Genomic DNA, 25,304 nt, shown 5'->3' with positions numbered 1-25,304 from the left:
CATCAGAAGCTCCAGCGCACCCCGGCATAGGCCGAGCGGCCCGCGGTGCCATAGGTCGCGACCGTCTGATATTCCTCGTCGAACAGATTTTCGACGCGGCCGAACAGTTCGATAGCGCCAGTGAGCGGATAGCTCGCGCGCAGGTCGACGAGCCAATAGGGTGCGAGCCGGACGGTGTTGGCGCGATTGTCGAAGCTCGCCGACGCATAGCGTGCCGCGACCGACAGGTCGGCGCCGGCGAGGTCGCCCCCGGGCGTCCACGCAAGCTCGGCGTTGGCGAGATGCTTCGGCCGCCGCGCGAGGCGATTGCCTTCATAAAGGCCGGCGGACGTGCGGTCGGTAACGACGACGAGGCTGTAATTGCCGCGCAGCTCGATCGTGTCGCTCAGCTTCGCACCCGCGTCGACCTCGACACCCTGACCGCGCGCGCGGTTGATATTGTCATAGGTACCGAAGGGGCGGGTGCCGGTGGCGCAGATCGGGGGAAGGGGATTGGGTCCCGGCGGGCACGACACGAAATCGATAAGGTCGCGGCTGTCGCGGCGGTACCAGGCGATATCGGCGTACCAGCGCTGCGCGTTGCCGATCCGCACGCCGATTTCATAGGAGCGCGCGGTTTCAGGGCGCAGGTCGGGGTTGCCATAGGCACCCGCCGAATCGGAGAGCTGGAACAAGGTCGGTGCCTTGAATCCCTCGCGATAGCTCGCGCGCAGCGTGACGATCTCGCCGAGCCGCTGGCCGATGTCGAAGGCGACGCTTGTCGCGCCGCCGAAGTCGCGGTGATCGTCGCGGCGCACACCGCCGGTCAACGTCAGCGTATCGGTCGGCTTCGCCGTCGCCATCGCCCAGACGCCCGTCGTCGCGGTCTTGCGACGGTCGGGCGCAAAGCCGTCATCGGTCAGGCTGCGGCTCCACTCGCGCTCGGCGCCGGCGATCAGGCGAATTTCCGGGGTCACGGTCCAGTCGGCGCTATAGCTCAGCCTTTCGCTGCGTCCGCGCGCGCTGAAGCCGGGCGCCGTGCCGAACGCCGGGTTGTAATTGTCGCGGTTGACGTCGGCGATCCCGAATTGAAGCTGGTGCGTGAAACCCGTCGATCCGGTCCCGCGTCCGCCGGGCCGATGCTCGATCGACGCGGCGGCATAATGTTCGCGCGTCTTCTGAAATTCGTCGGTGTCGCCGAAGCTGTAGGTCGGCGGCGCGAAACCATCGAGGTCGATCCGGCTGTCGGCGTAGAGGCCAAAGGCGCGGAAAGTCAGCGTGTCGCCGATGTCGGTGCGGTTGCTGATGTTCGCGCTATATTGGCGATAGCCGTCGCGCTCGGTCCCGCCCGCCGCGTTGCTGAAGCCGTCGGTACGGACATAGCCGCCGCCGATCCCGAACTGCGAAGCGCCAAGCACCGCGGTGCGAAGCTGGCCGTTGACGCGCACCGTGTCGCGCGCGCCATATTCGGCGCCGATCCGCCCGCTCGTGACCGCGCCTGCCGCAGGCGTGGCAGCGGTGGTAGTGACCGCGACAACGCCGCCGATTGCCTGGCTGCCCCACGGCAGACTGTTCGCGCCGCGCAGCACTTCGATCCGGTCGATCGTCCCGAGCATCAGATTGCCGAAGTCGAACCCGCCGCCCGGCGACGAGGGGTCGCCGACGCGCACCCCGTCGATAACGACCAGCGTCTGGTCGGTCTCGGCGCCGCGGATACGCAGATTTGTGACGCCGCCGAGTGCGCCATATTGGTTGAGCGTTACGCCGGGAAGACGCGCGACAAGGTCGGCGGCGGCGCCGTTCTGCGCGCGCGCAATATCCTCGGCATCGATGATCGACAGCGATGCGTTGGCGTCTTCGCGCGCGAGCGGGACGCCGATGACGGTGATCGCGATGCGGTCGTCCTCGTTCGCCTCGGCGGCGAGCGCCGGCGCGGTGGCCGCGAAGGCGATCAGCGAAATGGCGGTACGATAGGCAAAAGTCTTCATAAGAGGTTCTCCAACGTCACGGCTTTGCCGTCACGCGAGGAACCTCGCCTGCTCCCGGTACACCCCGCCCGCGCGCAGATAACGGCGACGCTCGGGCAGGTCTCCTGGCTTGCCGGGTCATCAAAGGGATGCGGCCTTCCCGGAACATCGTTCCAGTGGCACGATCGCACCCTTCTCTCCGACGACAGTTGCGGGGGCAGCGCCGGATTGGAACCGGACTTCCCTTTTCACCCCGTTTCCGGGGAACCTGAGGTCACGGACGCGGCGGCTAGCAAAGCCTTGCGCGGTTCGCAATCGACAATTTTACGCCGCAGCCTCGACGACACGACTGGTTCGCGCGAAAGGACTGAGCCCCAGCCAGGTTTCAATACTCGCCGTCAGCCGGTCGTCGCCGGTAAGCAGCAACCTTCGGTCCTCGATGGCCGCGGCCACAGTGTCATAGCCCATCCAGATCGCCGTCATCGTGCGCAGGTCGCACGATGCATAAAGGTCGACGTCGAATCCGGGATCGACCGAGCACAGCTGCGTTTCGCTGCCGGGTTCGACGACGAGCCACCATGATCGGCGCTCGGCGGGAAGTTCGGGATAGCGGAACTGGATGATCGAACGTCGTGCTGGCATCGGGTCGAGCACGAGCCCGCGGCGCATGTCCCACATGAGCAAATGCGCGTCGAGTTTTTCGAGCGAAAGGTCGCCGTCGATCCAGCGCTTTCCCCAGACGCCGAAGGCCTCGACAACGGGTGCGAGTTCCTGTCCCGCACGGGTGAGGACATAGTCGAAGACGCCCGAGTCGCCGGGAACCGGCGTGCGGCGGAGGATGCCGGCCGCCTCCAGATCCTTCAGTCGCTGTGAGAGCAGCGCCGGCGACATGCGCGGGACGCCGCGGCGCAAGTCATTGAAACGCGTCGACCCGGCTGCGAGTTCGCGCACGAGAACAATCGTCCAGCGCGTACACAAAATCTCGGCCGCCATCGCGACCGGACAAAATTGCCCATAGCTCGCCTTTGCCATGATAGGCTCCCTTCCGCAGCATTATAGCCCATGCCGTTTGGCGGGCGCGAGTTCAGTTTCTGAATCGGCGGCGATTCAGTTCCTGAACTATTCGCGGTCGCCACGAACCGACACAACCATCGCCAGCAGGGAAGCAACCTATGGAGATGAATATGCTTGTAGAAGCGAAGGCAATGACCGCCGATTACTGGCACGAAATTGCGGACCGCATTGCTGCGACGATCGGAGCGACGGCCGAAAGCCACGATTGCGAGGGGCGCTTTGTCGCCGACAATTATGGGCTGCTCCGCGAGGCTGGACTGATCGGGGCCGCGGTGCCCGTGGACCTGGGCGGGAACGGAATGGATTACCGCACACTTTGCGGCGTCGTGCGGCGGCTCGGCAAGGGATGCGGCTCGACCGCGCTTGCCTTTTCGATGCACTGCCACCAGGTCGCGGTCGCGGCATGGCGCTGGCAGCATATGCAGGCGCCGACCGACGGTCTTTTGAAGCGGATCGCGTCGGAGAATCTGGTGCTCGTGTCGAGCGGCGGGTCCGACTGGCTGCAGGGCAGCGGGACGGCAACGAAAGTCGATGGCGGCTTCCGGATCAACGCGCGCAAGATATTCTCGAGCGGTTGTCAGGCGGGTGATCTGCTGATGACGAGTGCGGTCTATGACGATCCCGATGCGGGACCGACCGTTCTCCACTTCGCGCTGCCGCTCGATGCCGACGGTGTAACCATCCTCGATACGTGGAACACGATGGGGATGCGTGGCACCGGTTCGCACGATGTCGAGCTGAAGGACGTTTTCCTTGCCGATGCAGCCGTTTCCGGCCGGCGGCCGCAGGGGCAGTGGCATATGTTGTTCCACATTATCAGCATGATCGCCTTTCCGCTGATCTATTCCGCCTATCTCGGCGTCGCGGAGGCGGCGCGCGACGCCGCGCTTGAGGCGGCACGGCGCAAGGCCTCGACAGGCGGGATGATCGCGCTTGTCGGCGAAATGCAGAATAGTTTCTGGATCGCGGAAACCGCACTCGACGCGATGATTGCGGAGGCGGAGGCGGGCGGACCCGGACCTGCGAAGACGAGCAGCGTCATGACCGGTCGCACCGTGACCGGTCGCGCCGCAATTCGCACCGCCGAACTGGCGATGGAAGTGGCCGGCGGCGCCGCCTTTTATAAGGGGTCGACGATCGAGCGCGCCTTCCGCGACGTTCAAGGCGCGCGCTATCATCCGCTTCAGGAGCCAGCACAGCGCGAGTTGAGCGGTCGTCTCGCCCTGCAGCTCGATATTGACGGCTGACGAATGGGCGCGGGTGCGGGGCGCCTTCCGTCCCACCCGCGCCCTCTCATTATCCAAGAGCACGACTTGCAATCGCGGCGCGGCCGGTCAATCTGGGGCGGGCAAGGAGCGACGCGGTGGATTTCGCCTTCGACAATAGTTTTCACAATCGGATGGACGGCTTTTACACGCCGGCGGAGGCGGTCAAGCCGTCGGCACCGGCGATGCTCGCCTTCAATCATCCGCTCGCTGCAGCGCTGGGTCTGGATTTTGAAGATGTCGGCGAGGCCGATCTGGCAGCGCTGTTTTCGGGCGCGAGCCTCCCCGCGGGCAGCGATCCGATCGCGCTCGCCTATGCGGGGCACCAGTTCGGCCATTTTTCGCCGCAGCTCGGCGACGGGCGCGCGCTTTTGCTCGGCGAAATCGTCGCGCCCGACGGTGCGCGTTTCGACATCCAGCTCAAAGGATCCGGACCGACCAGCTTTTCGCGCAATGGTGATGGCAAGGCCGCGGTCGGTCCCGTCCTGCGCGAATATCTGGTGTCCGAGGCGATGGCGGCGCTTGGCGTTCCGACAACGCGCTCGCTTGCGGCGGTGGCGACGGGCGACCGGGTGCAGCGCGAGCGCGGGCATCCGGGCGCCGTCCTCACGCGCGTCGCGAGCAGCCATATCCGCGTCGGAACTTTTCAGTTCTTCGCTGCGCATTTCGGCGCGGAGCATGTCGCGCGGCTGTCCGATTACAGTATCGCTCGGCATTTTCCGGACCTTGCCGATCAGGCGAACCCGCATCTTGCGTTGCTCGACCGCGTCATCGGTCTGCAATGCGATCTCGTCGCGCGCTGGCTCGGCATCGGCTTTGTCCATGGCGTCATGAACACCGACAATGTCGCGATCAGCGGCGAGACGATCGATTACGGCCCCTGTGCGTTTGTCGATCGTTTCGCGATGAGCACCGTTTTCAGCTCGATCGATACGCAAGGCCGATATGCTTATGGCAACCAGCCGCGGATAATGCACTGGAACATGGCGCGCTTTGCCGAAGCGCTGCTTCCCGCGATCCATGCCATCGACCCTGCCGCGGTGGAAGCGGCCAAGGCGCTTGCCGACGCCATTCCCGCTCGCTTCGCCGCGGCGCTCTCGGCAGTGATGCGGCGCAAGTTGGCGCTCGAACAATCGGAGGACGGCGACCAGCAATTGTTCGATTCGCTGTTCGATGCGCTTGAGGGCAATCGCATTGACTTCACGCTCTTTTTCCGCGGGCTCGCCATGATGCTGCGCGGTGACGGAAACCTGCTCGAAAGCCTGATGCCCTATCCCGACGCCATGGCATCGTGGATCGCTGACTGGTGGGAGCGGCTTGCGCGCGAAACCGACGAGCCGCTTGCGCGGGCCGACGCCATGGACGCGGTGAATCCGCTCTATATTCCGCGCAACCATCGTGTCGAAGCCGCGCTCGAAAGTGCCGAGGCGGGCGATATGGCGCCTTGGTTGGCATTGCTCGATGTCGTCCGCAATCCCTTTGTCGCGCGTGACGAATGGAGCGAATTTGCCGGTCCCGGTCCCGACGACGCCGAACCCTATGTGACCTATTGCGGCACCTGACACGCGCGGCGCGTGTTGAGCGCAGCGCGCGCGCTTGCTACTGAGCCGCTCCCGTCAGACAAAGGATATCGACTTGTCCGCATCCCCCGCATCGCAATCCGGCGTCTCGGCCTCCGCTCCCAAGATCGCCGTCGTCGGGACGGGCTATGTCGGCATATCGAACGCCGTGCTGCTCGCCCAGCGGAACCGTGTCGTTGCCCTCGACATCGACGCGCGCAAGGTCGAACAGATCAATGCACGCCAGTCGCCCATCGCCGACCCCGAGATCGAGGATTATCTCGCCAACAAGCCGCTCGACCTCGTTGCTACACTCGACGAGCAAGCGGCCTATGGCGGTGCCGACTTTGTCGTCGTTGCGACGCCGACCGACTATGATCCCGACACCAATTATTTCAACACGAGCACGGTCGAGGCAGTGATTGCAGACGCGCTCGTGATGGCGCCTGACGCGCTGATCGTCGTCAAATCGACGGTCCCTGTCGGCTTCACCGAAAGGATGCGCGCCGAACATGATACCGACACGGTGATCTTTTCGCCCGAGTTCCTGCGCGAAGGGCGCGCTCTCTTTGACAATCTCCACCCGTCGCGAATCATCGTCGGTAACACGCATCCGCGCGCGCGCGAATTCGGCCAATTGCTTCTCGAAGCGTCGCTGAAGCCCGAGGCAGCCATCCTCCAAACCGGCAATACCGAGGCAGAAGCGATCAAATTGTTCGCCAACACCTATCTTGCGATGCGCGTCGCTTTCTTCAACGAACTCGACACCTATGCCGCGACTCACGGGCTGGACTCGCGGCAGGTGATCGAAGGCGTGTGCCTCGATCCGCGCATCGGGCAATTCTATAACAACCCATCCTTCGGCTATGGCGGCTATTGCCTGCCCAAGGACACGAAGCAGATGCTCGCCAATTATCAGGACGTGCCGCAAAATCTGATCGCGGCGATCGTGTCGTCGAATACGACGCGCAAGGATTTCGTCGCGGCCGAGGTCATCAAGCGCAACCCGCGCGTCGTTGGCATCCATCGCCTTGCGATGAAGGCAGGATCGGACAATTTCCGTGCCAGCAGTATTTTGGGCGTGATGAAGCGGATCAAGGCGAAGGGGATCGAGGTGATCGTTCATGAGCCGCTCCTTGAGGAGGAACTGCTGTTCAACTCGCGCGTCGTTCGCGACCTTGACGCCTTCAAGACCGAAGCCGATGTCATCATCGCCAATCGCGTTACCGACGACCTCGCCGATGTCGCCGACAAGGTTTATAGCCGCGACCTCTTTGGCGCTGACAGCTAGGGCTGGGCGCCAGGCAAGGCGCGGAACTCCCCCGAATCCTGCACGTTGACCGGTAAAGGGAGATTCCGGTTGCGCCGCTGCACCCCGCAAGCCACAAATGCGCCTTGACCGAGGGCAGATGCGACCATTTGAAAAGCCTTGCGATTTGGGGAGAGCGGGTGCGCCGCTGTTGCGGTCGCTCGTTGGGCTGTCGGCGTTTGCGTTCGCCATAGGACATGGCTCGCTGGTCGTCGCCCAACCGCCCGAACCGTCCCCCGCCAACGCCCCCGCCGCGCCGAAACCGTCAACCGCTCCCGATGACATTGCTGCGCCCACGCCGCCTCCAGCGGGTGCGCAATTTCCCGAGGTTCCGCCGATCATCGATGACGACGAGTTCGAGCGGGCGATCCCCGATATCGCCGCCGAGGACGATCCCGAACTCGATCGTCCGCTGGAAACGATCGCCGAATTCGAGCGTCGGCTGACCGCCGTAGCCGCGTCGGGTGACGCCGACGCTGCGGAGGACGACGACGCTGCCGACGGGGCGCCGGTGGTCGATGGTGTTGCTATTCCCGCGCTCGCCGACGGCGACGTCGTCGAGGCGATCGGTGACGCGCCGATCAGCGATGTCGAGCTGGCCGCACCGCTTCCGCCGCTCGAAAGCTTTGACGTCGAACCGGTGGAATATGCCGAGGCCGAAGAGGAAGCCCGCGACCGCAGCGTCACCTATATTGTGCAGGTCAACGGGTTGGACGCTGCCGATGCCGCAAGCGACGTCGATCTTGCGGACCTGTTCAGCGACCTGTCGGCGCTTTACGATGGCGACGGCAAGGCGGACAATGCGGCAATGGTGCGCGCGCGGCTCCGCGCCGATGCCGACCTTATGCAGCGAATCCTTGCGTCCGAGGGCTTTTATGACGCGGCGATCGGTACGCGGATCGACCGGACCGCACGCGAACGCAACGCGCCGCTCACTGTGATCCTCGATATAACGCCGGGACAGCGATACACGCTCGGGTCTGTTTCAATCGATGCGGAACCGACCGTTCCCCCGGCGTTGATTGCCGATAATTTCCCGCTGACCATCGGCGAGCCGATCGTCGCGCAGCGCATCCAGGGCGCCGAGGCGGCAATCGCGCTCAAACTGCCCGAGGAAGGCTATCCCTTCGCCAAGGTTGGCCAGCGCGACATCCTCCTCGACGGCGCGACGGGCGAGGGCGATTATACCCTGCCGGTCGAGATCGGGCCCCGGTCGCGTTTCGGCGCTATCGAGACGACGGGCGATCTCGCCTTTGACGCCGAGCATGTCGAAGTCCTCGCGCGCTTCGAACGCGGCCACCTTTACGACAGCCGGATGGTTGATGATTTGCGCCAGGCCCTCGTCGCGACGGGGCTGTTTGCGACGGTAGCGGTCGAGCCGCAGCGCACCGGCGAAAGCGCGGGCGACGATACCGAATATGTGACAACGCTCGTCACCCAGCAGGCGGGGCCGCCGCGTACCATTGCCGCGAGCGCGGGCTATGGCACGGGGGAAGGGCTGCGGCTCGAAGGGAGCTGGACGCATCGCAATCTGTTCCCGCCCGAAGGAGCACTGATCGGACGTGCCATTGTCGGCACGCAGGAGCAGGGGATCGGCGCGACGCTACGCCGTTCGAATGCGGGGCGGCGCGACCGCACGTTCGAACTGGTCGCCGAGGCGACGCGCAGCAACTATGACGCGTTCGAGGCAATCACGGGCCGCGTCGCCGCGCGCATCAGCTATGATTCGACGCCAATCTGGCAAAAGAAGTTCACCTATGCCTTCGGTGTCGAACTGATCGCAACGAGCGAAGACGATTATGAGTTCACGCGCGGTTTGCGCGACCGCGATTTCTATACCATTGCCGGGATCAGCGGACAGGTCGGGATTGACCGCACCGACAGTCTGCTCGATCCGACGAAGGGCTTTCGCATCACGACGCTGCTCCAGCCCGAAGGGTCGTTTGCGGGCGGCTTCTCGCCCTATATGCGTGCGCGTGTCGACGTGAGCGGCTATTATCCGGTCACCGACAGCGTCGTGCTTGCGGGGCGCGTTCGCGTCGGCTCGATCATCGGCGCCGCGCGCGAACTATTGGCGCCGTCGCGGCGCTTCTACGCCGGTGGCGGCGGTTCGGTTCGCGGTTTCGGTTATCAGCAACTCGGCCCAAAAGACCCCAACAATGATCCCATCGGCGGGCGGAGCGTGAACGAAGCAGCGGTCGAGGCGCGCTATCGCTTCGGCAATTTCGGCGTCGTCGGCTTCGTCGACGCGGGGCAGGTCTATCGCGGATCGACGCCCGATTTTTCGAACCTGCGCTTCGGCGCCGGGATTGGCGGGCGTTTCTACACCAATTTCGGGCCGATGCGGCTTGACATCGCGACGCCGATCGACCGCCAGCCGGGAGAATCGCGCGTCAGTGTCTATGTGTCGATCGGGCAGGCTTTCTGATGGCGGAAGAGGCGCCTCCGGTCGCCGACGGTGCGGCAACACCGCGCCGGACCTCGCGCATCGCGCGCGGCGCTGCGGTTGCCATCCTCGGCCTTCTCGCGCTGGTCGCACTCTTTCTCGTCGGGCTCAATAGCGACGCCGGACGGCGTTTCGTCGTCACCCAGATCGAGAAATATGAGTTTGAGAACGGGATGACGATCGGCATCGGCCGGCTCGACGGATCGCTTTACGGCGCGATGGTCGTGCGCGATTTCACCCTGTCGGACCCCGAGGGCGTATTCTTGGCGTCGCCCGAACTGCGGATTGACTGGCGACCATTCGCCTATCTTTCGAACCATATCGACATTCGCTCGGCGACCGCCGAGGAAATTCGCTTGCAGCGCTTGCCGCAGTTCAAGCCGGTTCCCGACACGGGCGAGCCGCTGCTTCCCGATATCGACATCGACGTTGGCCGCCTGCGCGTCGATCGCTTCGTCTTCGAGCCTGCCGTCGCCGGCGAGCGGCAGGTAGCGCAAATCGATGGCAAGATCGCAATTGCCGACCGGCGTGCGCAGGTCAGCGCCAATGCCGTGACCGTTGGCGCCGGTGCGCGAGGCGACCGGGTCAAACTGCTGCTCGATGCGGTCCCCGAAGCCAACCGGCTGGCGATGACGTTGGACCTCAGCGCGCCGCAGGACGGCGTTATCGCGGCGATGGCGGGACTGGACGAACCGCTCACAGCGCAGCTCGACGGGCGCGGCGATTGGGCGAAGTGGGACGGGTCGCTCACCGCCAGCCTTGGATCCGCGCCGCTTGCACGCATCGGTCTGACGGCGCGCGACGGCAGATTCGCGGCCAAGGGAACAGCGCAGCCCTCGCGCCTCTTCTCCGGCTCGCTAGCCGCGCTGCTCGGCGCCGAAACACGGGTCGATCTGGTCGCAAAGCTCGACGAGCGAAAAGCCGACCTCGATGGCGCCGTCGCGTCGGAAGCGATGCGGCTCGGCGTCAGCGGAGGGGTCGATCTGGGAACGAACCGTTATGACGGTTTGCAACTCGCTCTCAATGTCGTCCGTCCCGGGGCCATCGCGCCCGCGGTGCGCGGAAACGGCGTGCGCGCGACGGCGCGCCTCGACGGCGCATTTGCACACCCCACGGTCGACTATCGGGCCAATGCGGCGGCGCTCGCCTTTAACGATATTGTCGTTGAAAGGCTCAGCCTGTCGGGAAAGGCGCGCATCGACGCCGATCAGATTGTCATTCCCGTCGTCGGGCGCGCCGCGCGCATCCGCGGGCTCGACAGCGTTGCGGGCGGGACGCTCACCGCGGTGCGGCTCGACGGCGATCTTGCCTTTGCCGAAGGGCGGTTGCTCAGCGACAATCTGCGGCTGCGATCGTCGCGGATCGATGCCAAGGCGATCGTGATCGCCGACTTCAACCGCGGTTTCTACACTGGTGCGATCGACGGGCGGGTCAACGACTATCGAATCGAAAGCGTCGGCATTTTCGACATCGATACCGACGCCGATCTCCTGACGGCGGCGCATGGCGGGTTCGAAATTGCGGGGCGCGTTCGCGCGCGTTCGACGCGGCTGTTCAATTCGGGTGTCCGCGATTTGCTCGGCGGCAACGGCACTGTCTCGGCGGATGTACGTTACGGCACCGACGGGCTCGTGCGCTTCGCGAACCTGCGCCTCACATCGCCGTTGCTGCGGATCACGAGCGGGCGCGGCAGCTATGCGCCCGACGGTCGCGTCCAACTGAGCGCGCGTGCCATGTCGAGCGACTATGGTCCGCTTGGCGTCGAGCTCGCGGGAACAATTAGCGATCCGCGCGCGACGCTCACCGCAGAGCGGCCGGGGCTTGGTATCGGGCTCGCCAATCTCGAGGCGCGGGTGAACGGTGCGCCCAACGGCTATCGTCTCGCTGCCACCGGCGAAACCGACTATGGCCCGCTGTCGGCGGACGTCGTCCTGCTGACCGCGTCGGGACCGCTGACAATCGAGGTCGAACGCGGCGACCTGTCGGGCATCGGTTTTTCGGGCCGGCTCGTCCGCAGCGATGCGGGACCCTTCGTTGGACAGCTCGATGCGAGGGGGCAGGGACTCGGCGGGCTCGTGCGACTGAGCGCAGCGGGACCGCATCAGGCCGCGGCGATCAACTTGCGTGCGAACAATCTGTCCTTGCAGGGACCGGCGCAACTCACCGTCGGCGGCGCGATCGTCGATGCCGATGTGACGCTTTATGACAGCCCGCATATCGTTGCCGATATACAGTTTGCGCAGACGCGCATCCGCGACTTCGATATTGCCGTCGGACGTGTGAAGATCGATTATCGCGACGGCACCGGCAAGGCGCAGGCGCTTGTCGAGGGGACGAACGGCGTGCCTTTCCGCGTTGCGGCGAACGCCGATCTCGCGCCCGGGCTCTGGCGCGCGTCGGTTCAGGGGCGCGCCACCGGCATCAATTTCCGCACGACGTCGCCCGCGCGGATCGTCCCCGGCGACGACGGTTATGAATTGCTGCCGACGACGGTGAATCTGGGACGCGGAAGCAACGCGCGCATTGCGGGGCGTTTCGGCGATGGCATTATGCTGCAGAGCCGTCTCGACCGCGTCAATATGGCGAGCCTCAACGCCGTCTATCCCGATATGGGGCTGGGCGGACGCGCGAGCGGCAGCCTCGATTTCGAGCAGGCTGGCGCCGATGCTTTCCCGCGCGCCGACGCACGGCTGACTATCGACAATTTTACGCGCACCACCGCCGCATCGGTCAGCGAACCGGTCGACATCAATCTCGCGGGCAAACTGCTTTCCGACGGCGGCGAAGCGCGCGCGGTCGTGCGCAAGCGCGGCAGCGTGATCGGGCGGATGCAGGCATCGCTACGTCCGTTGGGGCCGGGGGCAGGAAGCTGGACGGAACGGCTACGCGCTGCGCCGCTCGGCGGCGGTATCCGCTACAATGGTCCGGCCGATACGCTCTACAGCTTCGTCGGCCCTGCTGGCCAGCATGTGGGCGGGCCGATCGGCGTCGCTGCCGACTTCGGTTGCCGCCTCGACGATCCCTGCCTGCAAGGCGTTGTGCGCGGCAAGACGCTGACTTATGAGAATCAAGCCTATGGCACGCGCCTGACCAATTTGGCCGTCAATGGCCGGTTCACGGGGAACCGGCTCGAGATCGATGAACTCACTGCCACCGCCGGTGACGGCAGCCTTTCGGCGAGCGGTTTCATCAGCCTTGCGGCGTCGGACGGCTATCCGATGAATCTTACAGCGACGCTCGACAATGCGCGGCTTGCGCGAAGCGACAATATCGGCGCGCGCGCGACAGGCACGCTGACGCTCGAAAAGCGGGCCGGGCAGACGGCGCTGCTGTCGGGCGATCTGCAGCTTCCCGAATCGCGCTATCGCATCGTGCGCGAAGGCGCAGCGCAGGTGCCCGCGCTAACCGGCGTTCGCCGCAAGCCCCCTGCTGGTCGCCCGCGCGTCAGCGGCGACGGCATCGCGGCGGTCGGTGGCAGCCTCTTTGACCTGATCCGACTCAACATCCGGCTGCGCGCAGGCGACGAAATCTATGTCTCGGGCATGGGGCTGGAGTCCGAATGGCAGGGCGATGTTACCTTGACGGGGACGACGCAGGCGCCGCGCGTGACGGGCGACATCGAACTGGTGCGCGGGACGCTGGGTTTTGCAGGACGTTCGTTTACGCTCGACGAAGGGCGGATCAGCTTCCCGACGGGCGATGCCTATGACCCTGCGCTGCGGCTCGTCGCGTCGGACACGTTCGACAATGTGACGGTGAACGTCAACGTGTCGGGCCGTGCGCAAAATCCGCAGATCAGCTTTTCCAGCATACCGGGACTGCCACAGGACGAGATTGTGTCGCGCATCCTGTTCGGCGGATCGATCACCGAATTGTCGCCGCTTCAGGCGGTGCAGCTCGCCGCTTCGCTCAACGCCCTGCGCGGCAGCGGTGGGCTCAGCCCGCTCGGTGCGCTCCAGTCGGCGACCGGGATCGACCGGCTGCGCGTGCTCGGCGCCGACGATACTGAAGGGCGCGGCACTGCGATCGCCGCGGGGCAATATATTTCCAAGGATATTTACCTGGAGATCATCACCGACGGGCGCGGCTATACCGCCACCCAGCTCGAAATCAGCCTGACGCGTGCATTGTCGCTGCTCAGCCAGGCGGGGGGGGCGGGCCAGTCGAACCTCAGTATCCGCTACCGGAAGGATTATTGATGCGGGCGCTCCTGTGCATCGCGGCATTGCTCCTTGGGGCGTGCAAGGAGGAGCCCGACTTCGACGCGCGCTATGATGCCGCAAGCAAGGAAATCGAAGCGCGCGCCAAGGCCCTCGACGCCGCGGCTGGGGCGGCCGATGAGGTTCCGCCGGGAGCCAGCGAGTCGGGCACGATCGCAGAGAGCCCGCCTGACCCCGCATTGTCAGGGCGATAGCCAGTCCTGCCGGCTGCGCGATCCGGAGCGGCGCTTGCCCGCCGCCTCCCCCTGTGCAAGGGGCATCGGGCCGAATTTGGGAGGCCGACAGATGCATTTCGACGTGGTGATTGTGGGCGGTGGCCATGGCGGGGCGCAGGTGGCCATATCGCTGCGCACGCAGAAGTTCGAAGGCAGCATCGCTATCGTCGGCGACGAAACCGACCTTCCCTATGATCGTCCGCCTTTGTCGAAGGAATATTTCGCCGGCGAAAAGGAATTCGAGCGCATCCTACTGCGTCCCCCCAAATATTGGGACGAGCGCGCGATAACGATGCTGCTCGGCAAGCGCGTCGTTTCGGTCGATCCGGTGGCGCATAGCGTGGCGACCGACGCGGGCGAGACGATCAGCTATGGCAAGCTGGTATGGGCGACGGGTGGAAGGCCGCGGATGCTGCCGATCCCCGGCGGCGACCTCCCGGGCGTGCAGGGCGTGCGCACGCGCGCCGATGCCGACGCGATGAAGGCAGCCTCCGAAAGCGCGGACCAGATCGTCGTGATCGGCGGCGGCTATATCGGGCTCGAGGCAGCGGCGGTGCTACGCAAGGCGGGCAAGAAGGTGGTGCTGTTGGAAGCGCTCGACCGTGTGCTCGCGCGTGTCGCGGGCGAGGAACTTTCGCGCTTTTACGAAAAGGAGCATCGCGATCACGGCGTCGACCTTAGGCTCGGCGTCAATGTCGAGGCGATTGAGGGCGAAAGTCACGTTGCAGGCGTGCGCCTTGCGGGCGGCGAGGTGATCCCCGCCGATCTCGTCATCGTCGGCATCGGCATCATCCCGGCGGTCGAGCCGCTCGTCGCGGCGGGCGCCGAAGGCGGCAATGGCGTCCTCGTCGATCGCTATTGCAAGACGAGCCTTCCCGACATCTATGCGATCGGCGACTGCGCGGCGCATGAGAATGATTTTGCCGAAGGGTTGGTCATCCGTCTGGAATCGGTTCAGAATGCCAATGATCAGGCGAATGTCGTCGCCAAGGGAATTTGCGGCGTTGAGGCGCCCTATCATGCGATTCCGTGGTTCTGGTCGAACCAATATGATCTGAAGCTTCAGACCGCGGGCCTCTCGACCGGGCATGACCAGGCTATCCTCCGCGGTGATCCCGCGTCGCGCAGCTTCTCGATCGTCTATCTCAAGGCCGGAAAGGTCGTCGCGCTCGACTGTGTCAATGCGACCAAGGATTATGTTCAGGGCCGGATGATTGTCACTGCGGGTCTCAAAGCCACCGCCGAACAGCTTGCCGACACCGACACGCCGCTGAAGGCTCTGCTGCCGAGCTAGGCAGGGGGCGGAAGGTCCGGCGCCGGGGACGGGTCGGCGGCGAGCATCTTCTTCATTCCTGCCTTAATATTGCGGAGCAGTCGACGTAGCGCGATGATCACGATCACCGCGGCGATCGCCATCAGGAGCGCGATCGCGATCGCCAGCGGCGGAAAGGCGATGGCAAGCGCCAGAAGACCGCCGGTCGCGATGTCTTCGCCGGTTGAAACCACTGCATTGCTATAAGGTTCGGGGCTGACGTTGATGACGGCGCGCGTCGTCGCTTTCGCGCCGTGACTGAGCAGGGCGCCGCCGCCGCCGAGCAGAAATGCAACGACCTGCCACGCCGGATCGGACGCGTCGACCAGTGCCAGCGCGAGCAGGGCTCCGCCAAGCGGACGTATAATCGAGTGGCTACCGTCCCACGCGGAATCGACCCAAGCAATCTTGTCGGCCAGAAATTCCGCGACCGTTCCTGCAGCGGCGACGCCAAGAACCCAAGGATTGGCAAAAACCTGCAGCGCTTGGAGATGTTCGGGGAGCGGAAGCCATCCGAAGTGCATTGCAATTCCTGTCGCGAGGACGGTCAAATAGAGACGCCATCCGGCAAGCAGGCTGAGGCTGCCCGCGACACCCAAAATCTCGACTATTCCCATGGCCTTGCTCCCGGCCGCTTCCGCCGGTTCATCCTGCACTGCACCGTTCCGTCAGGCAATGGCATAGTCATACGCCGGGTGACACGGGGACGCCCCGCAGGTATCGCCCTCGGCATGAGGTCCGATATTTCGCCCGCGTCCTTGCCAGATGGCGCGATACCCGCCGCTACGCTTGTCATCATGCGCCCCGCCGCGAATGGTGGTCCAGATGAGATTCTGATGGTCAAACGCGCGACGACGATGGCCTTCGCGGCCGGCGCGGTCGTATTTCCCGGCGGACGCGTCGATCCCGACGACTTGGTCGTAGCCCAGCTCTGCGGCTTTGAGGGCGAACCCGCCGAAGGCGCGGCGCGCGTCGCGGCGCTGCGTGAGACGCTTGAGGAAACGGGGCTTGCCGTGGGGTGGCCCGCGCTTGACGATGCCGAAATTGCCTCTGTCCGCGAAGATCTCCTCGCGGGCGTGCTGCTGTCGGATATTCTGGCGCAGCGCGGCGATAGACTGTCGCTTGATGCAATGGTTCCCTTTGCGCGCTGGTGCCCCAATTTCAAGGAAGCACGCACGTTCGACACGCGTTTCTTTGCTATTGTATCGCCATCGCACCGCCATGAATTGACTGTCGAGGCTGCTGAGCACAGCCACATATTCTGGGCGAGCGCATGCGAGACGCTCGAAATGGCTGATCGTGGCGCGGTTTCGGTGATTTTTCCAACCCGTCGCAACCTCGAACGCTTGGCGCTCGCAGGCGATTTTTCAGAATTTGCAGCGCATGCGTGCGATTTTCCGGTCGAGTTGATAACACCATGGATTGAAGATCGCGATGGAACGACGCATCTTTGTATCCCGGACCATTTGGGATACCCGGTAACGTGCGAGCCTTTCGAGCGCGTGCGTCGCGGATAGAATTTGTCGCTAAAATGAAACTTTTTCCTAATTTAGTGATTTCCTAACAATTGGATCCATAATGCAGATCATCGTTGCAATTATTTGTAGCGAAGCTTAGAGCGGTGAAGCCGGATTGAGCGGAGAGCTTGCTCTCAATTCGATTCGAGAAGATCAAATCCAGTGGACGGAGAATATGATGAACCTGCTTAAGAAAGTTGCGATCTCCCTCGCAGCGACTTCGATGATCGCGGCTCCGGTCGTGGCTTCGGCTGCTCCCGCAGTCGACGGCGCTCGTGCGTTCTCGACCGTCGACGGTCAGAGCGAGCTGGAAGGCGGCACGAGCTGGATCATCGCGCTCGTGGCACTCGTCGCCATTGTTGGCGGCATCATCATCGCGTCGGACAACAACGACGATACCCCGACCAGCCCGTAATTACCGGCTGATCAGAACGAAATTTTCAAAGGGCTCCGGGTTTCTCCCCGGGGCCCTTTGTGCATTACGGGCTACTGACTTTTGGCGCCGTGCTGACGAAGCAGGCGGGGGCTGCGGTTCGGCTTTCGCCCCGCTAGTCGAATTTTGCCGAGCGGGCGTGACGTGAGCGGTCGAGCGGGATGGCACCGCGCGCCCGAGCGACGGCGCCCGGCGCGATGGGCGCTATGGCAAGACGGTAGGCGTCTTCGCTGTCGCCCGCCTCTGCCAGCACCGCGCCCCACGGATCGACGATCAGGCTGTGGCCGAAGGTCGCCCTGCCGTCGGCGTGCGTGCCTTGTTGTGCTGCAGCAATCACATGCGATCCGGTTTCAATTGCGCGGGCGCGAAGCAGGACATGCCAATGCGCTTCACCCGTCGGGACGGTGAAGGCTGCGGGAACAGCGATGACGTCGGCTCCACGTTCGACCAGCGCCCGGAAAAGTTCAGGAAAGCGCAGGTCGAAACAGATGGTGAGGCCCAGTTGGCCGATCGGAGTTTCGACGACCACGATCTCGCCTCCACCTTCATAGGCTGCGGATTCGGTCCAGCGCTCGCCCGTCGGCAGATCGACATCGAACATGTGAATCTTGTCGTATCGCGCCCTTATGCTGCCGTCGCCTGCGATGACGTGGCTGCGATTGACGCGCCGCGCGCCGTTGTCGGCGAGAAGGGGCATCGAGCCGTTGTGAAGCCAGATCCCGTGACGCCGCGCCATGTCCTGCAAAGCCGCAGGCCATGGGGAATCGGTTTCGCGGGCCATATATGCCGCCGACCGCGCGCGGTCACGGTCGAGCAACAGGGACATTTCGGGAAGAAACGCCATCGCCGCCCCCGCTGCCGCAGCGTCACCGAGCGCGCGGTCGATGACGGAAAGATTTTCAGCAGGATCGAACCCGCTCCTCATCTGGACGGCCGCGGCAAGCGGTGGCGCGGTGGGCGATCCGGGATCGGGCGTCGGCTCGGTCATGGATTATCGCTAGGCCGAGTGCGCGCGTGCGACAAGCCGTGTCAGTTCAGTGGCCAGCAAGCTTTGAACAGGATAATATGCGCCGATGCCCAACGCCCCGACGCATGCGCCGCATGCCCCTCACCGAATTCTTGTTTCCGCTTTTGCAGCTAGCGCATTGTTGCTGGTGCCCGCGGCATTCGCGGCGCCCGCCGACAGTGAAATGGCGACGGCCGCACAAAGCGCCAAGAATCAGAGCTGGCTCTATGCGGGCAGCGACATTCCGCGCGATGCCGCATGGCAGTTCGGCGAGCTGCCGAACGGCGTGCGCTATGCGGTGCGCAACAATGGCGTGCCTCCCGGGCAGGTTTCGATCCGCGTGCGTATGGACGTCGGATCGCTCTTCGAAACCGACAAGGAGCGCGGCTTTGCACACTTGCTCGAACATCTGAGCTTCCGCGGGTCCGAACATATTCCCGACGGCGAGGCGAAGCGGATCTGGCAACGCTTTGGCGTCACATTCGGTAGCGATTCGAATGCGCAGACGACGCCGACGCAGACCGTGTACCAACTCGACCTGCCGAGTGCGACGGGCGCCAATCTCGACGAGAGCATGAAGCTGCTCGCGGGAATGATCCGCGAGCCGCGCATTTCCGACGCTGCTGTGGCCGCCGAGCGCGGCGTCGTCCTGTCCGAACTGCGCGAATCGGACGGTCCGCAGCGGCGTATCGCCGACGCGACCAATGCCCATTTGTTCGCAGGCCAGTTGCTCGGCGACCGCGCCCCAATCGGTACGCCCGCCTCGCTCGAGGTCGCGCGCGCGTCCGCTGTCGCCGCCTTCCACAAGCGTTGGTATCGTCCCGACCGCACGGTCGTCGTCATCGTGGGGGACGGCGATCCCGCCGAATTCGCGCGGTTGATTGCGAAATATTACGGCGACTGGCGCGGCGACGGCCCGGCGCCGCGCCAGCCGGATTTCGGAAAACCCGACCCCAAGGCTGCCGTGGTCAAGGAAATTGTCGAAGCCAATCAGCCCGCCGCGCTGACGCTGGCGATGATCCGGCCGTGGATAAAGCGCGTCGATACGGTCGAGAATACCCGTCGTCTCTACCTTGAGTTCATCGCGCTGGCGCTGGTCAACCGGCGCCTCGAAAACCGTGCCCGCACCGGCGGCAGCTATCTCGTCGCGACGGTCGAACAGGAATATATCAGCCGCAGCGCAGATATTACGCTGACGCAGATCGTGCCGCTCGGCGACTGGAAGGATGCGCTCGCCGACGTGCGGGGCGTCATCGCAGACGCTGTTACGACCGCGCCCTCGCAGGCCGATATCGATCGCGAAGCGAACGAGATCGAGGCCTTTTTGATGAAAGAGCTGGAGAATGCGCGCAACGAACCCGGTGCGCGCCTTGCCGACGATCTGGTACGGGCGGTCGACATCAACGAGGTGGTGTCGACCCCGCAAGGTCAGGTCGATATGTTCCGCGCGATCCGCGCCTCGGCAACCCCCGAAGTCATGCTGGCGACAAGCAAGGCGGTTTTCCGGGGCGACGCGACGCGGGTCGTCCTGACCAGTCCGAAGGCGACCGAGGGTGGAGAAAAGGCGCTGCTTGCGGCGCTTGCAGCGCCCGCGACCATACGCGATGACCGGCTGACGAGCGTGGCTGCCGATTTCACCCAGCTTCCCTCGCTTGGAACGCCAGGCACTCTTGTTGCCAGCGCGCCGCTTCCGGGGCTTCGTGCCGAACGGATCGAATTTTCGAACGGGGTGACGGCGCTCGTTTCGAACAACCGCGTTGAGCCGGGCAAGGTGCGCGTCAATGTGCGCTTCGGCACCGGGAATCGAAGCGTCGCGGCCGATGCGCCGAACCTTTTGTGGACGGGCGATTATGCGCTGGTCGCGAGCGGGGTGGGTCCCTGGGGCCAGAATGAGCTCGACCAACTGACCAATGGTCGCCAGATACAGCTTGGCTTTTCGATCGACGACGACGCGTTCGAGCTGACAGCCGAAAGCAAACCCGCTGATCTTCGCGACCAGCTGAAACTGATGGCCGGAAAGCTCGCCCATCCGCGTTGGGACAAGGCGCCCGTGGAGCGGCTTCGCGTCGGCTTTCTGACCGGCTATGACCTCAACGACGCGACGCCCAATGCGGTCCTCGATCGACATTTGCGCGGGTGGCTCTCGGGCAATGATGCGCGCTGGTCGCCGCCCGACCGGGCAGCGATCGAGGCGCTGACGCCAGAGGCGTTCCGCGAGTTCTGGGAGCCGCGGCTGGCAAGCGGGCCGATCGAGGTCCAGCTGTTCGGTGATCTGCAGGGCGTCGATTACACGACGCTGCTGGCCGAGACATTTGGTGCGCTTTCGCCGCGTGCCCCGATCGTTCCGTCGAGCGGGCAGCGTGTCCAGTTCGCCGCGCATACGGTGGCGCCCGAAATTTCCTTCCATCGCGGCGAAAAGGGGCAAGCGGCGGCGATGACCGCATGGCCGACGGGCGGTGGGCTGGCATCGCCGCGCGATGCACGCGGTCTCGACATTCTCGCCGCCATTTTCAACGACCGCCTCTTCGACCGATTGCGCGCCGAGCAGGGGGCAAGCTACGGCCCGGTCGTCGACAGCTATTGGCCGACCGGTTTCGAGGGCAGCGGCGGCTATCTGCTCGTCGGAAGCTTGCTGGCTCCGCGCGATATTGACCGTTTTTACGCCATCGCTCGCGATATCGCCGCCGATCTGGTCGCGAATCCGATCGGCGCCGATGAACTGGCGCGCAACGCCGGGCCGCTGCGCGAGCAGGTTGCGCGCGCCTCGACGGGCAACGTCTATTGGATGTTCCTGCTCGAAGGCGCGACGCGCGATCCGCGCGTTGCCGCCAATGCGCTGACGATTCAGGACGATATCAGCGCCGTGACGGCGGCCGACATCCAGCGGCTGGCACGCGCCTATCTGAAACCCGACCGCCAATGGTCGATGGCAATCCTGCCGCAGGGCATGTCACTTGCCGATGCGTCGGCGCTAGGCAAGGCAGCGGTCGGGGGTCGGTAGGCGCAGGGACAGCAGCGCCCGGCGGCCGACGCCAGGCGTTTAGTCTTCGGTTGCCCGCTGCGCACCCGTCGGCGGCGTCCGCAGCCGGTTGATGCGCGGCTCGCGCTCCAGATGCCCTTTGGTCATGATGTCGTGCCGCATTTTGGCGCGCACATCGTGGATCGACGCAATTACCGGTCCCATCGCGACGCCGAGGTCGATCAGCACAGCCTCGGCGAGTTGCAGCGAGCTTTCCAGCGTTTCGGGCACGGCGTCGGTCGCGCCCGCTTCGTAAAGCGCCGCTGCATGGTCCGAATCGCGCGCGCGGCTGACGATCGGCAGGTCGGGATATTTCTTGCGGAGCTGGCGCGTCATGCGCAGCTGTTGCACGGGGTCGTCCATCGTCAGTACGATGGCATTGGCATGTTCGAGCCCCTGCTTGTCGAGCGCGCCCGGCCGTGCGACGTCCGAAAAGCGCACATTGAACCCGTCGCGACGCGCCAGAGCGACCGTGTCGATGTCGGCATCGACCGCGACATAGGCGCGATCATGTTCGCGCAGCAGCTCGGCGACCGTGCGACCGACACGGCCGAAACCGACGATCACCGTGCGCGCCGTGGGGATGGCCTCGTCCTCGCGCTCGGCGCCTGCCATTTCGATCCGGCGCGCGACGTCGTGGCCGACGCGTGCAAGCAGGGGGGTAATCGTCAGGCCGATCGCAGTGACAAGCTGCCAGAATTCGGCAGTCGAGCGGCTGATGAGCTGTGCCTGCAATGCAGCGGTCAGGACGATCAAGGTGGTTTCCGACGGGCTTGCCATCAGCAGGCCGACCTCGGCCGCGGTGCCTTGTCGCGCACCCGAAAAACGCAGCAGCAGCGCCGTGACGATTGCCTTGACCGCGACCACGCCGACCACCGCCGCAATCAGCATCGGCCATTGCTTCACGATGGTTTCAAGGTTCAGCCCCATTCCGACGCTGATCAGGAACACCCCGAGCGCGAGCCCTTTGAACGGTGCGGTGATCGCCTCGACCTCGCCATGATATTCGGTTTCGGCGATCATCAAACCGGCAAGCAGTGCGCCGACGATCGGCGACAGGCCGACGCCCGCTGTGGCGAGCGCAGCGATGATGACAACAAGCAGGCTCGCCGCGAGGAAGAGTTCGGGGTCCTTCGCGCGAGCGGCCTGCGCGAAGATGCGCGGCAACAGGAACCAGCCGCCGATCGCCAGTGCCGCGACGACCGCGACGCCCTGCCACAAAGTTGTCAGCAGCAATTGCGTGTTGTCGCCCGCCGGATTGGGGGCGAAGGCGCCGAGGATGAAGATGATCGGGACGATTGCCAGATCCTCGAACAACAGCATCGAAAAGGATGCGCGCCCCACCGCTGACTTGGTTCCTGCAATCGGCATTACCAGCGCGGTGGATGAAAGCGCGAGCGCGATGCCGAGCCCGTAGGCCGCCGGCGGCGACATATCGCCGAAGAAGAGCAGCGCGCTGCCCAATATGGCCCCGCCGAGCGTCAGTTCGGTCGCGCCGACCCCGAAGACGAGCCGGCGGAGTTGCCACAGGCGGCGGAACGACAGTTCGAGCCCGATCGAGAAAAGGAGCAAGATGATGCCGAATTCGGCAAAAAGCGCGATGTCCTCGGTCGATCCGATCGTGACATGATCAAGCCACGGATAGTCGTGCGCGAGCGCGCCCAACCCCGACGGCCCGACGAGCAAGCCGACCAGAATGAAACCGATGACGGGCGATATGCGAAAGCGCGCAAATGCGGGGATCACGATGCCTGCGGCACCGAGTACGACCAGGGCGTTGCCGATCGCCGACGTATCACTTTCCGAGACCATAGGGGCCGACCTTATGCGGGCCGGCCCCGATTGGCTAGGTTGTGTTATGGAACCGACGATTTAACGTCGTCCCCGCGTTTGCGGGGGCGGCGTTCATATGATCAGGCGCCCATTTTCTTTTCGAGATTTTCGACGATTGCCTCGAAGAAGCCCTCGGTCGTCAGCCAATTCTGGTCGGGGCCGATGAGCAGGGCGAGGTCCTTGGTCATCTTGCCGCTCTCGACGGTTGCGACGCAGACCTTTTCGAGGTCGTCGGCGAACTTCACCAAGGCCGCATTGTCGTCGAGCTTCCCGCGATGCTTGAGCCCGCCGGTCCAGGCAAAGATCGACGCGATCGGATTGGTCGAGGTCGCCTTGCCCTGCTGGTGCATGCGATAGTGACGGGTCACGGTACCGTGCGCGGCTTCGGATTCGACGGTGTTGCCGTCGGGCGTCATCAACACGCTGGTCATCAGGCCGAGCGAGCCGAATCCCTGCGCGACGGTGTCGGACTGGACGTCGCCATCATAATTCTTGCATGCCCATACGAACTTGCCCGACCATTTGAGCGCCGATGCGACCATGTCGTCGATCAGGCGATGCTCATAGGTGATCCCGAGCTCGTCGAACTTCGCCTTGAATTCGCTCTGGAAGATTTCCTCGAACAGATCCTTGAAACGCCCGTCATAGGCTTTCATGATCGTGTTCTTGGTCGACAGATACACCGGCCATTGGCGCGCGATGCCATAGTTCAGGCTGGCGCGCGCAAAGTCGCGGATCGAATCGTCGAGATTGTACATCGCCATCGCGACACCCGACGAAGGGAACTGGAACACTTCCTCGTCGATTGTCTGGCCGTCCTCGCCCTCGAACACCAGGCGCAGCTTGCCGGGGCCGGGGACACGGAAATCGGTGGCGCGATACTGGTCGCCGAAGGCATGGCGCCCGACGACGATCGGGTCGGTCCAGCCGGGGACAAGACGGGGGACGTTCTTCATCACGATCGGTTCGCGGAAGACGACGCCGCCCAGGATGTTGCGGATCGTGCCGTTCGGCGACTTCCACATCTTTTTAAGACCGAATTCTTCGACGCGCGCCTCGTCGGGGGTGATCGTCGCGCATTTGACGCCGACGCCATATTTCTTGATCGCGTTTGCGGCGTCGACGGTGATCTTATCGTCGGTGCGGTCGCGCTCCTCGATACCGAGGTCGTAATAATGGAGGTCGATGTCGAGATAGGGCAGGATGAGCCGTTCGCGGATCCATTGCCAGATGATCCGGGTCATTTCGTCGCCGTCGAGTTCGACGACCGGGTTGGCTACCTTGATCTTGCCCATGCTGCTGCCTTTTCTTGGGGAGTCGGAATGCAGGGCGCCTTAGGCAATGCCGCACGAATGTTCAACTGCCGCGGTGCGTATCCCATTGTCTATGCCCGGCGCGCGCCCTAGAAGGCCGCCATGTCCAATAGTATATCATCCAATCGTCCGGGCGGCGGCATCAAATGGCGCTGGCCGGCAATCCATCCCGAGGGACGCAAATTCCTGCTGATCGCCGGGATCGTTACCCTTTGTTTCTGGCTTTTGGGTTGGGGGATTGCCGGGTGGCTGATGCTTGGCATCACCGCGTGGGTCGGCGCCTTCTTTCGCGACCCGGTGCGGATTACGCCGACAGGCGCGGATCTTGTCATCGCCCCCGCCGATGGCCTTGTCACACAGATTGCCGAAGTCGCCCCGCCGGTTGAAATCGCCGGTCCCGATGGGCTGAACGAAGCAACGATGATGCGCGTGTCGATTTTCATGAGCGTGTTCGACGTTCACATCAATCGCACGCCAATGGCGGGGACGCTGAAAAAGCTGGTCTATATTCCCGGCAAATTTGTGAACGCGGACCTCGACAAGGCGAGCGAGGAGAATGAGCGTCAGCACTTCGTCGTCGAACGCGCCGACGGGGTACGGATCGGCTTTACCCAGATCGCAGGCCTCGTCGCGCGGCGGATATTGCCCTTCGTCAGCATGGGCGCGACGCTTGCGACCGGGCAGCGGGTCGGACTGATCCGCTTTGGCAGCCGCGTCGATGTTTATCTTCCCGCAGGCACGACGCCTCAGGTTCTCCTTGGGCAACGAACGCTCGCGGGCGAAACGATCGTGGCGCGGATCGGGACGTCGGAGACTATCGACGGCATAGGACAATAA

General features: G+C 64.3%; 17 protein-coding genes and 1 riboswitch. Of the genes, 11 read left to right on the top strand and 6 right to left on the bottom strand.

The genetic code is table 11. From position 1 onward, the window contains the following. Nucleotides 1-2: 2 nt before the first annotated feature. On the bottom strand, nucleotides 3-1,967 hold the full coding sequence (locus JI743_RS05190; protein ID WP_201926577.1) for a TonB-dependent receptor plug domain-containing protein: 1,965 nt from the start codon (nucleotides 1,965-1,967) through the stop codon (nucleotides 3-5). Nucleotides 1,968-2,044: 77 nt separating this feature from the next. Continuing rightward, nucleotides 2,045-2,232: riboswitch (cobalamin riboswitch) on the bottom strand. Between the two features lie 38 nt (nucleotides 2,233-2,270). Further along, complete coding sequence (locus tag JI743_RS05185) at nucleotides 2,271-2,978, bottom strand: winged helix-turn-helix transcriptional regulator (protein ID WP_201926575.1); 708 nt, start codon at nucleotides 2,976-2,978, stop codon at nucleotides 2,271-2,273. A gap of 152 nt (nucleotides 2,979-3,130) precedes the next feature. Here JI743_RS05185 and JI743_RS05180 point away from each other — a divergent pair, with 152 nt between their 5' ends. From JI743_RS05180 to JI743_RS05150, 7 genes are all read left to right on the top strand, one after another. Further along, nucleotides 3,131-4,267 carry an acyl-CoA dehydrogenase family protein gene (locus JI743_RS05180; protein ID WP_201926573.1) on the top strand — a complete coding sequence of 379 codons (1,137 nt, stop codon included), beginning with the start codon at nucleotides 3,131-3,133 and terminating at the stop codon, nucleotides 4,265-4,267. Nucleotides 4,268-4,383: 116 nt separating this feature from the next. Then, nucleotides 4,384-5,847 carry a protein adenylyltransferase SelO gene (locus JI743_RS05175; protein WP_201926571.1) on the top strand — a complete coding sequence of 488 codons (1,464 nt, stop codon included), beginning with the start codon at nucleotides 4,384-4,386 and terminating at the stop codon, nucleotides 5,845-5,847. Nucleotides 5,848-5,920: 73 nt separating this feature from the next. Then, the gene (locus JI743_RS05170) at nucleotides 5,921-7,135 is read left to right on the top strand and encodes a nucleotide sugar dehydrogenase (RefSeq protein WP_201926569.1); all 1,215 of its coding nucleotides are present in this window, start codon (nucleotides 5,921-5,923) and stop codon (nucleotides 7,133-7,135) included. 169 nt (nucleotides 7,136-7,304) lie between these two features. Continuing rightward, complete coding sequence (locus JI743_RS05165) at nucleotides 7,305-9,581, top strand: autotransporter assembly complex protein TamA (RefSeq protein ID WP_227339882.1); 2,277 nt, start codon at nucleotides 7,305-7,307, stop codon at nucleotides 9,579-9,581. Further along, entirely contained in the window at nucleotides 9,581-13,798 is a 4,218-nt protein-coding gene (locus JI743_RS05160) for a translocation/assembly module TamB domain-containing protein (RefSeq protein WP_201926566.1), read from the top strand. The genes JI743_RS05165 and JI743_RS05160 overlap by 1 nt, the downstream gene beginning before the upstream one ends. After that, nucleotides 13,798-14,013, top strand: a complete 216-nt coding sequence (locus JI743_RS05155) for a hypothetical protein (RefSeq protein WP_201926565.1) — start codon at nucleotides 13,798-13,800, stop codon at nucleotides 14,011-14,013. Before JI743_RS05160 ends, JI743_RS05155 begins: the two co-directional genes overlap by 1 nt. Nucleotides 14,014-14,104: 91 nt before the next feature. Continuing rightward, nucleotides 14,105-15,328: an NAD(P)/FAD-dependent oxidoreductase gene (locus JI743_RS05150; RefSeq protein WP_201926563.1), complete on the top strand. Its 1,224-nt coding sequence runs from the start codon at nucleotides 14,105-14,107 to the stop codon at nucleotides 15,326-15,328. Here JI743_RS05150 and JI743_RS05145 read toward each other — a convergent pair. Further along, nucleotides 15,325-15,963 (bottom strand): DUF4126 domain-containing protein, encoded by a 639-nt coding sequence (locus JI743_RS05145; RefSeq protein WP_201926561.1) that lies wholly within the window; start codon nucleotides 15,961-15,963, stop codon nucleotides 15,325-15,327. The genes JI743_RS05150 and JI743_RS05145 overlap by 4 nt on opposite strands. Before the next feature lie 114 nt (nucleotides 15,964-16,077). Between JI743_RS05145 and JI743_RS05140 the strand changes: the two genes are divergently transcribed. Both JI743_RS05140 and JI743_RS05135 read left to right on the top strand, forming a co-directional pair. After that, entirely contained in the window at nucleotides 16,078-16,863 is a 786-nt protein-coding gene (locus JI743_RS05140; RefSeq protein WP_201926559.1) for an NUDIX hydrolase, read from the top strand. Between the two features lie 178 nt (nucleotides 16,864-17,041). After that, entirely contained in the window at nucleotides 17,042-17,278 is a 237-nt protein-coding gene (locus JI743_RS05135; RefSeq protein ID WP_201926557.1) for a hypothetical protein, read from the top strand. A 133-nt stretch (nucleotides 17,279-17,411) separates the two neighbouring features. Here JI743_RS05135 and JI743_RS05130 read toward each other — a convergent pair whose 3' ends face one another. Then, a complete protein-coding gene (locus JI743_RS05130; protein ID WP_201926555.1) occupies nucleotides 17,412-18,284 on the bottom strand; it encodes a carbon-nitrogen hydrolase family protein in 873 nt (290 codons plus the stop codon). A gap of 166 nt (nucleotides 18,285-18,450) precedes the next feature. On the opposite strand from JI743_RS05130, the gene JI743_RS05125 reads away from it, so the two are divergent. Then, nucleotides 18,451-21,303: a M16 family metallopeptidase gene (locus JI743_RS05125; RefSeq protein WP_227339879.1), complete on the top strand. Its 2,853-nt coding sequence runs from the start codon at nucleotides 18,451-18,453 to the stop codon at nucleotides 21,301-21,303. Nucleotides 21,304-21,342: 39 nt separating this feature from the next. Here the strand turns inward: JI743_RS05125 and JI743_RS05120 are convergent, their stop codons facing one another. Beyond that, entirely contained in the window at nucleotides 21,343-23,133 is a 1,791-nt protein-coding gene (locus JI743_RS05120) for a cation:proton antiporter domain-containing protein (RefSeq protein WP_201926551.1), read from the bottom strand. 101 nt (nucleotides 23,134-23,234) lie between these two features. After that, nucleotides 23,235-24,449, bottom strand: coding sequence for an NADP-dependent isocitrate dehydrogenase (locus JI743_RS05115; RefSeq protein WP_201926549.1), 1,215 nt, complete (start codon nucleotides 24,447-24,449; stop codon nucleotides 23,235-23,237). A gap of 120 nt (nucleotides 24,450-24,569) precedes the next feature. On the opposite strand from JI743_RS05115, the gene JI743_RS05110 reads away from it, so the two are divergent. Next, nucleotides 24,570-25,304, top strand: coding sequence for a phosphatidylserine decarboxylase (locus JI743_RS05110; RefSeq protein WP_201926546.1), 735 nt, complete (start codon nucleotides 24,570-24,572; stop codon nucleotides 25,302-25,304).

This window comes from Sphingopyxis jiangsuensis, assembly GCF_016734905.1.
Lineage (GTDB): Bacteria > Pseudomonadota > Alphaproteobacteria > Sphingomonadales > Sphingomonadaceae > Sphingopyxis > Sphingopyxis jiangsuensis.
This window is presented reverse-complemented; position numbering and strand designations above follow the sequence as displayed.

Coding starts and splice junctions, on each gene's coding strand:
- JI743_RS05190 (WP_201926577.1), bottom strand. CDS start 1,967: ATGAAGACTTTTGCCTATCGTACCGCCATTTCGCTGATCGCCTTCGCG.
- JI743_RS05185 (WP_201926575.1), bottom strand. CDS start 2,978: ATGGCAAAGGCGAGCTATGGGCAATTTTGTCCGGTCGCGATGGCGGCC.
- JI743_RS05180 (WP_201926573.1), top strand. CDS start 3,131: ATGCTTGTAGAAGCGAAGGCAATGACCGCCGATTACTGGCACGAAATT.
- JI743_RS05160 (WP_201926566.1), top strand. CDS start 9,581: ATGGCGGAAGAGGCGCCTCCGGTCGCCGACGGTGCGGCAACACCGCGC.
- JI743_RS05155 (WP_201926565.1), top strand. CDS start 13,798: ATGCGGGCGCTCCTGTGCATCGCGGCATTGCTCCTTGGGGCGTGCAAG.
- JI743_RS05150 (WP_201926563.1), top strand. CDS start 14,105: ATGCATTTCGACGTGGTGATTGTGGGCGGTGGCCATGGCGGGGCGCAG.
- JI743_RS05145 (WP_201926561.1), bottom strand. CDS start 15,963: ATGGGAATAGTCGAGATTTTGGGTGTCGCGGGCAGCCTCAGCCTGCTT.
- JI743_RS05140 (WP_201926559.1), top strand. CDS start 16,078: ATGAGGTCCGATATTTCGCCCGCGTCCTTGCCAGATGGCGCGATACCC.
- JI743_RS05135 (WP_201926557.1), top strand. CDS start 17,042: ATGAACCTGCTTAAGAAAGTTGCGATCTCCCTCGCAGCGACTTCGATG.
- JI743_RS05130 (WP_201926555.1), bottom strand. CDS start 18,284: ATGACCGAGCCGACGCCCGATCCCGGATCGCCCACCGCGCCACCGCTT.
- JI743_RS05120 (WP_201926551.1), bottom strand. CDS start 23,133: ATGGTCTCGGAAAGTGATACGTCGGCGATCGGCAACGCCCTGGTCGTA.
- JI743_RS05115 (WP_201926549.1), bottom strand. CDS start 24,449: ATGGGCAAGATCAAGGTAGCCAACCCGGTCGTCGAACTCGACGGCGAC.
- JI743_RS05110 (WP_201926546.1), top strand. CDS start 24,570: ATGTCCAATAGTATATCATCCAATCGTCCGGGCGGCGGCATCAAATGG.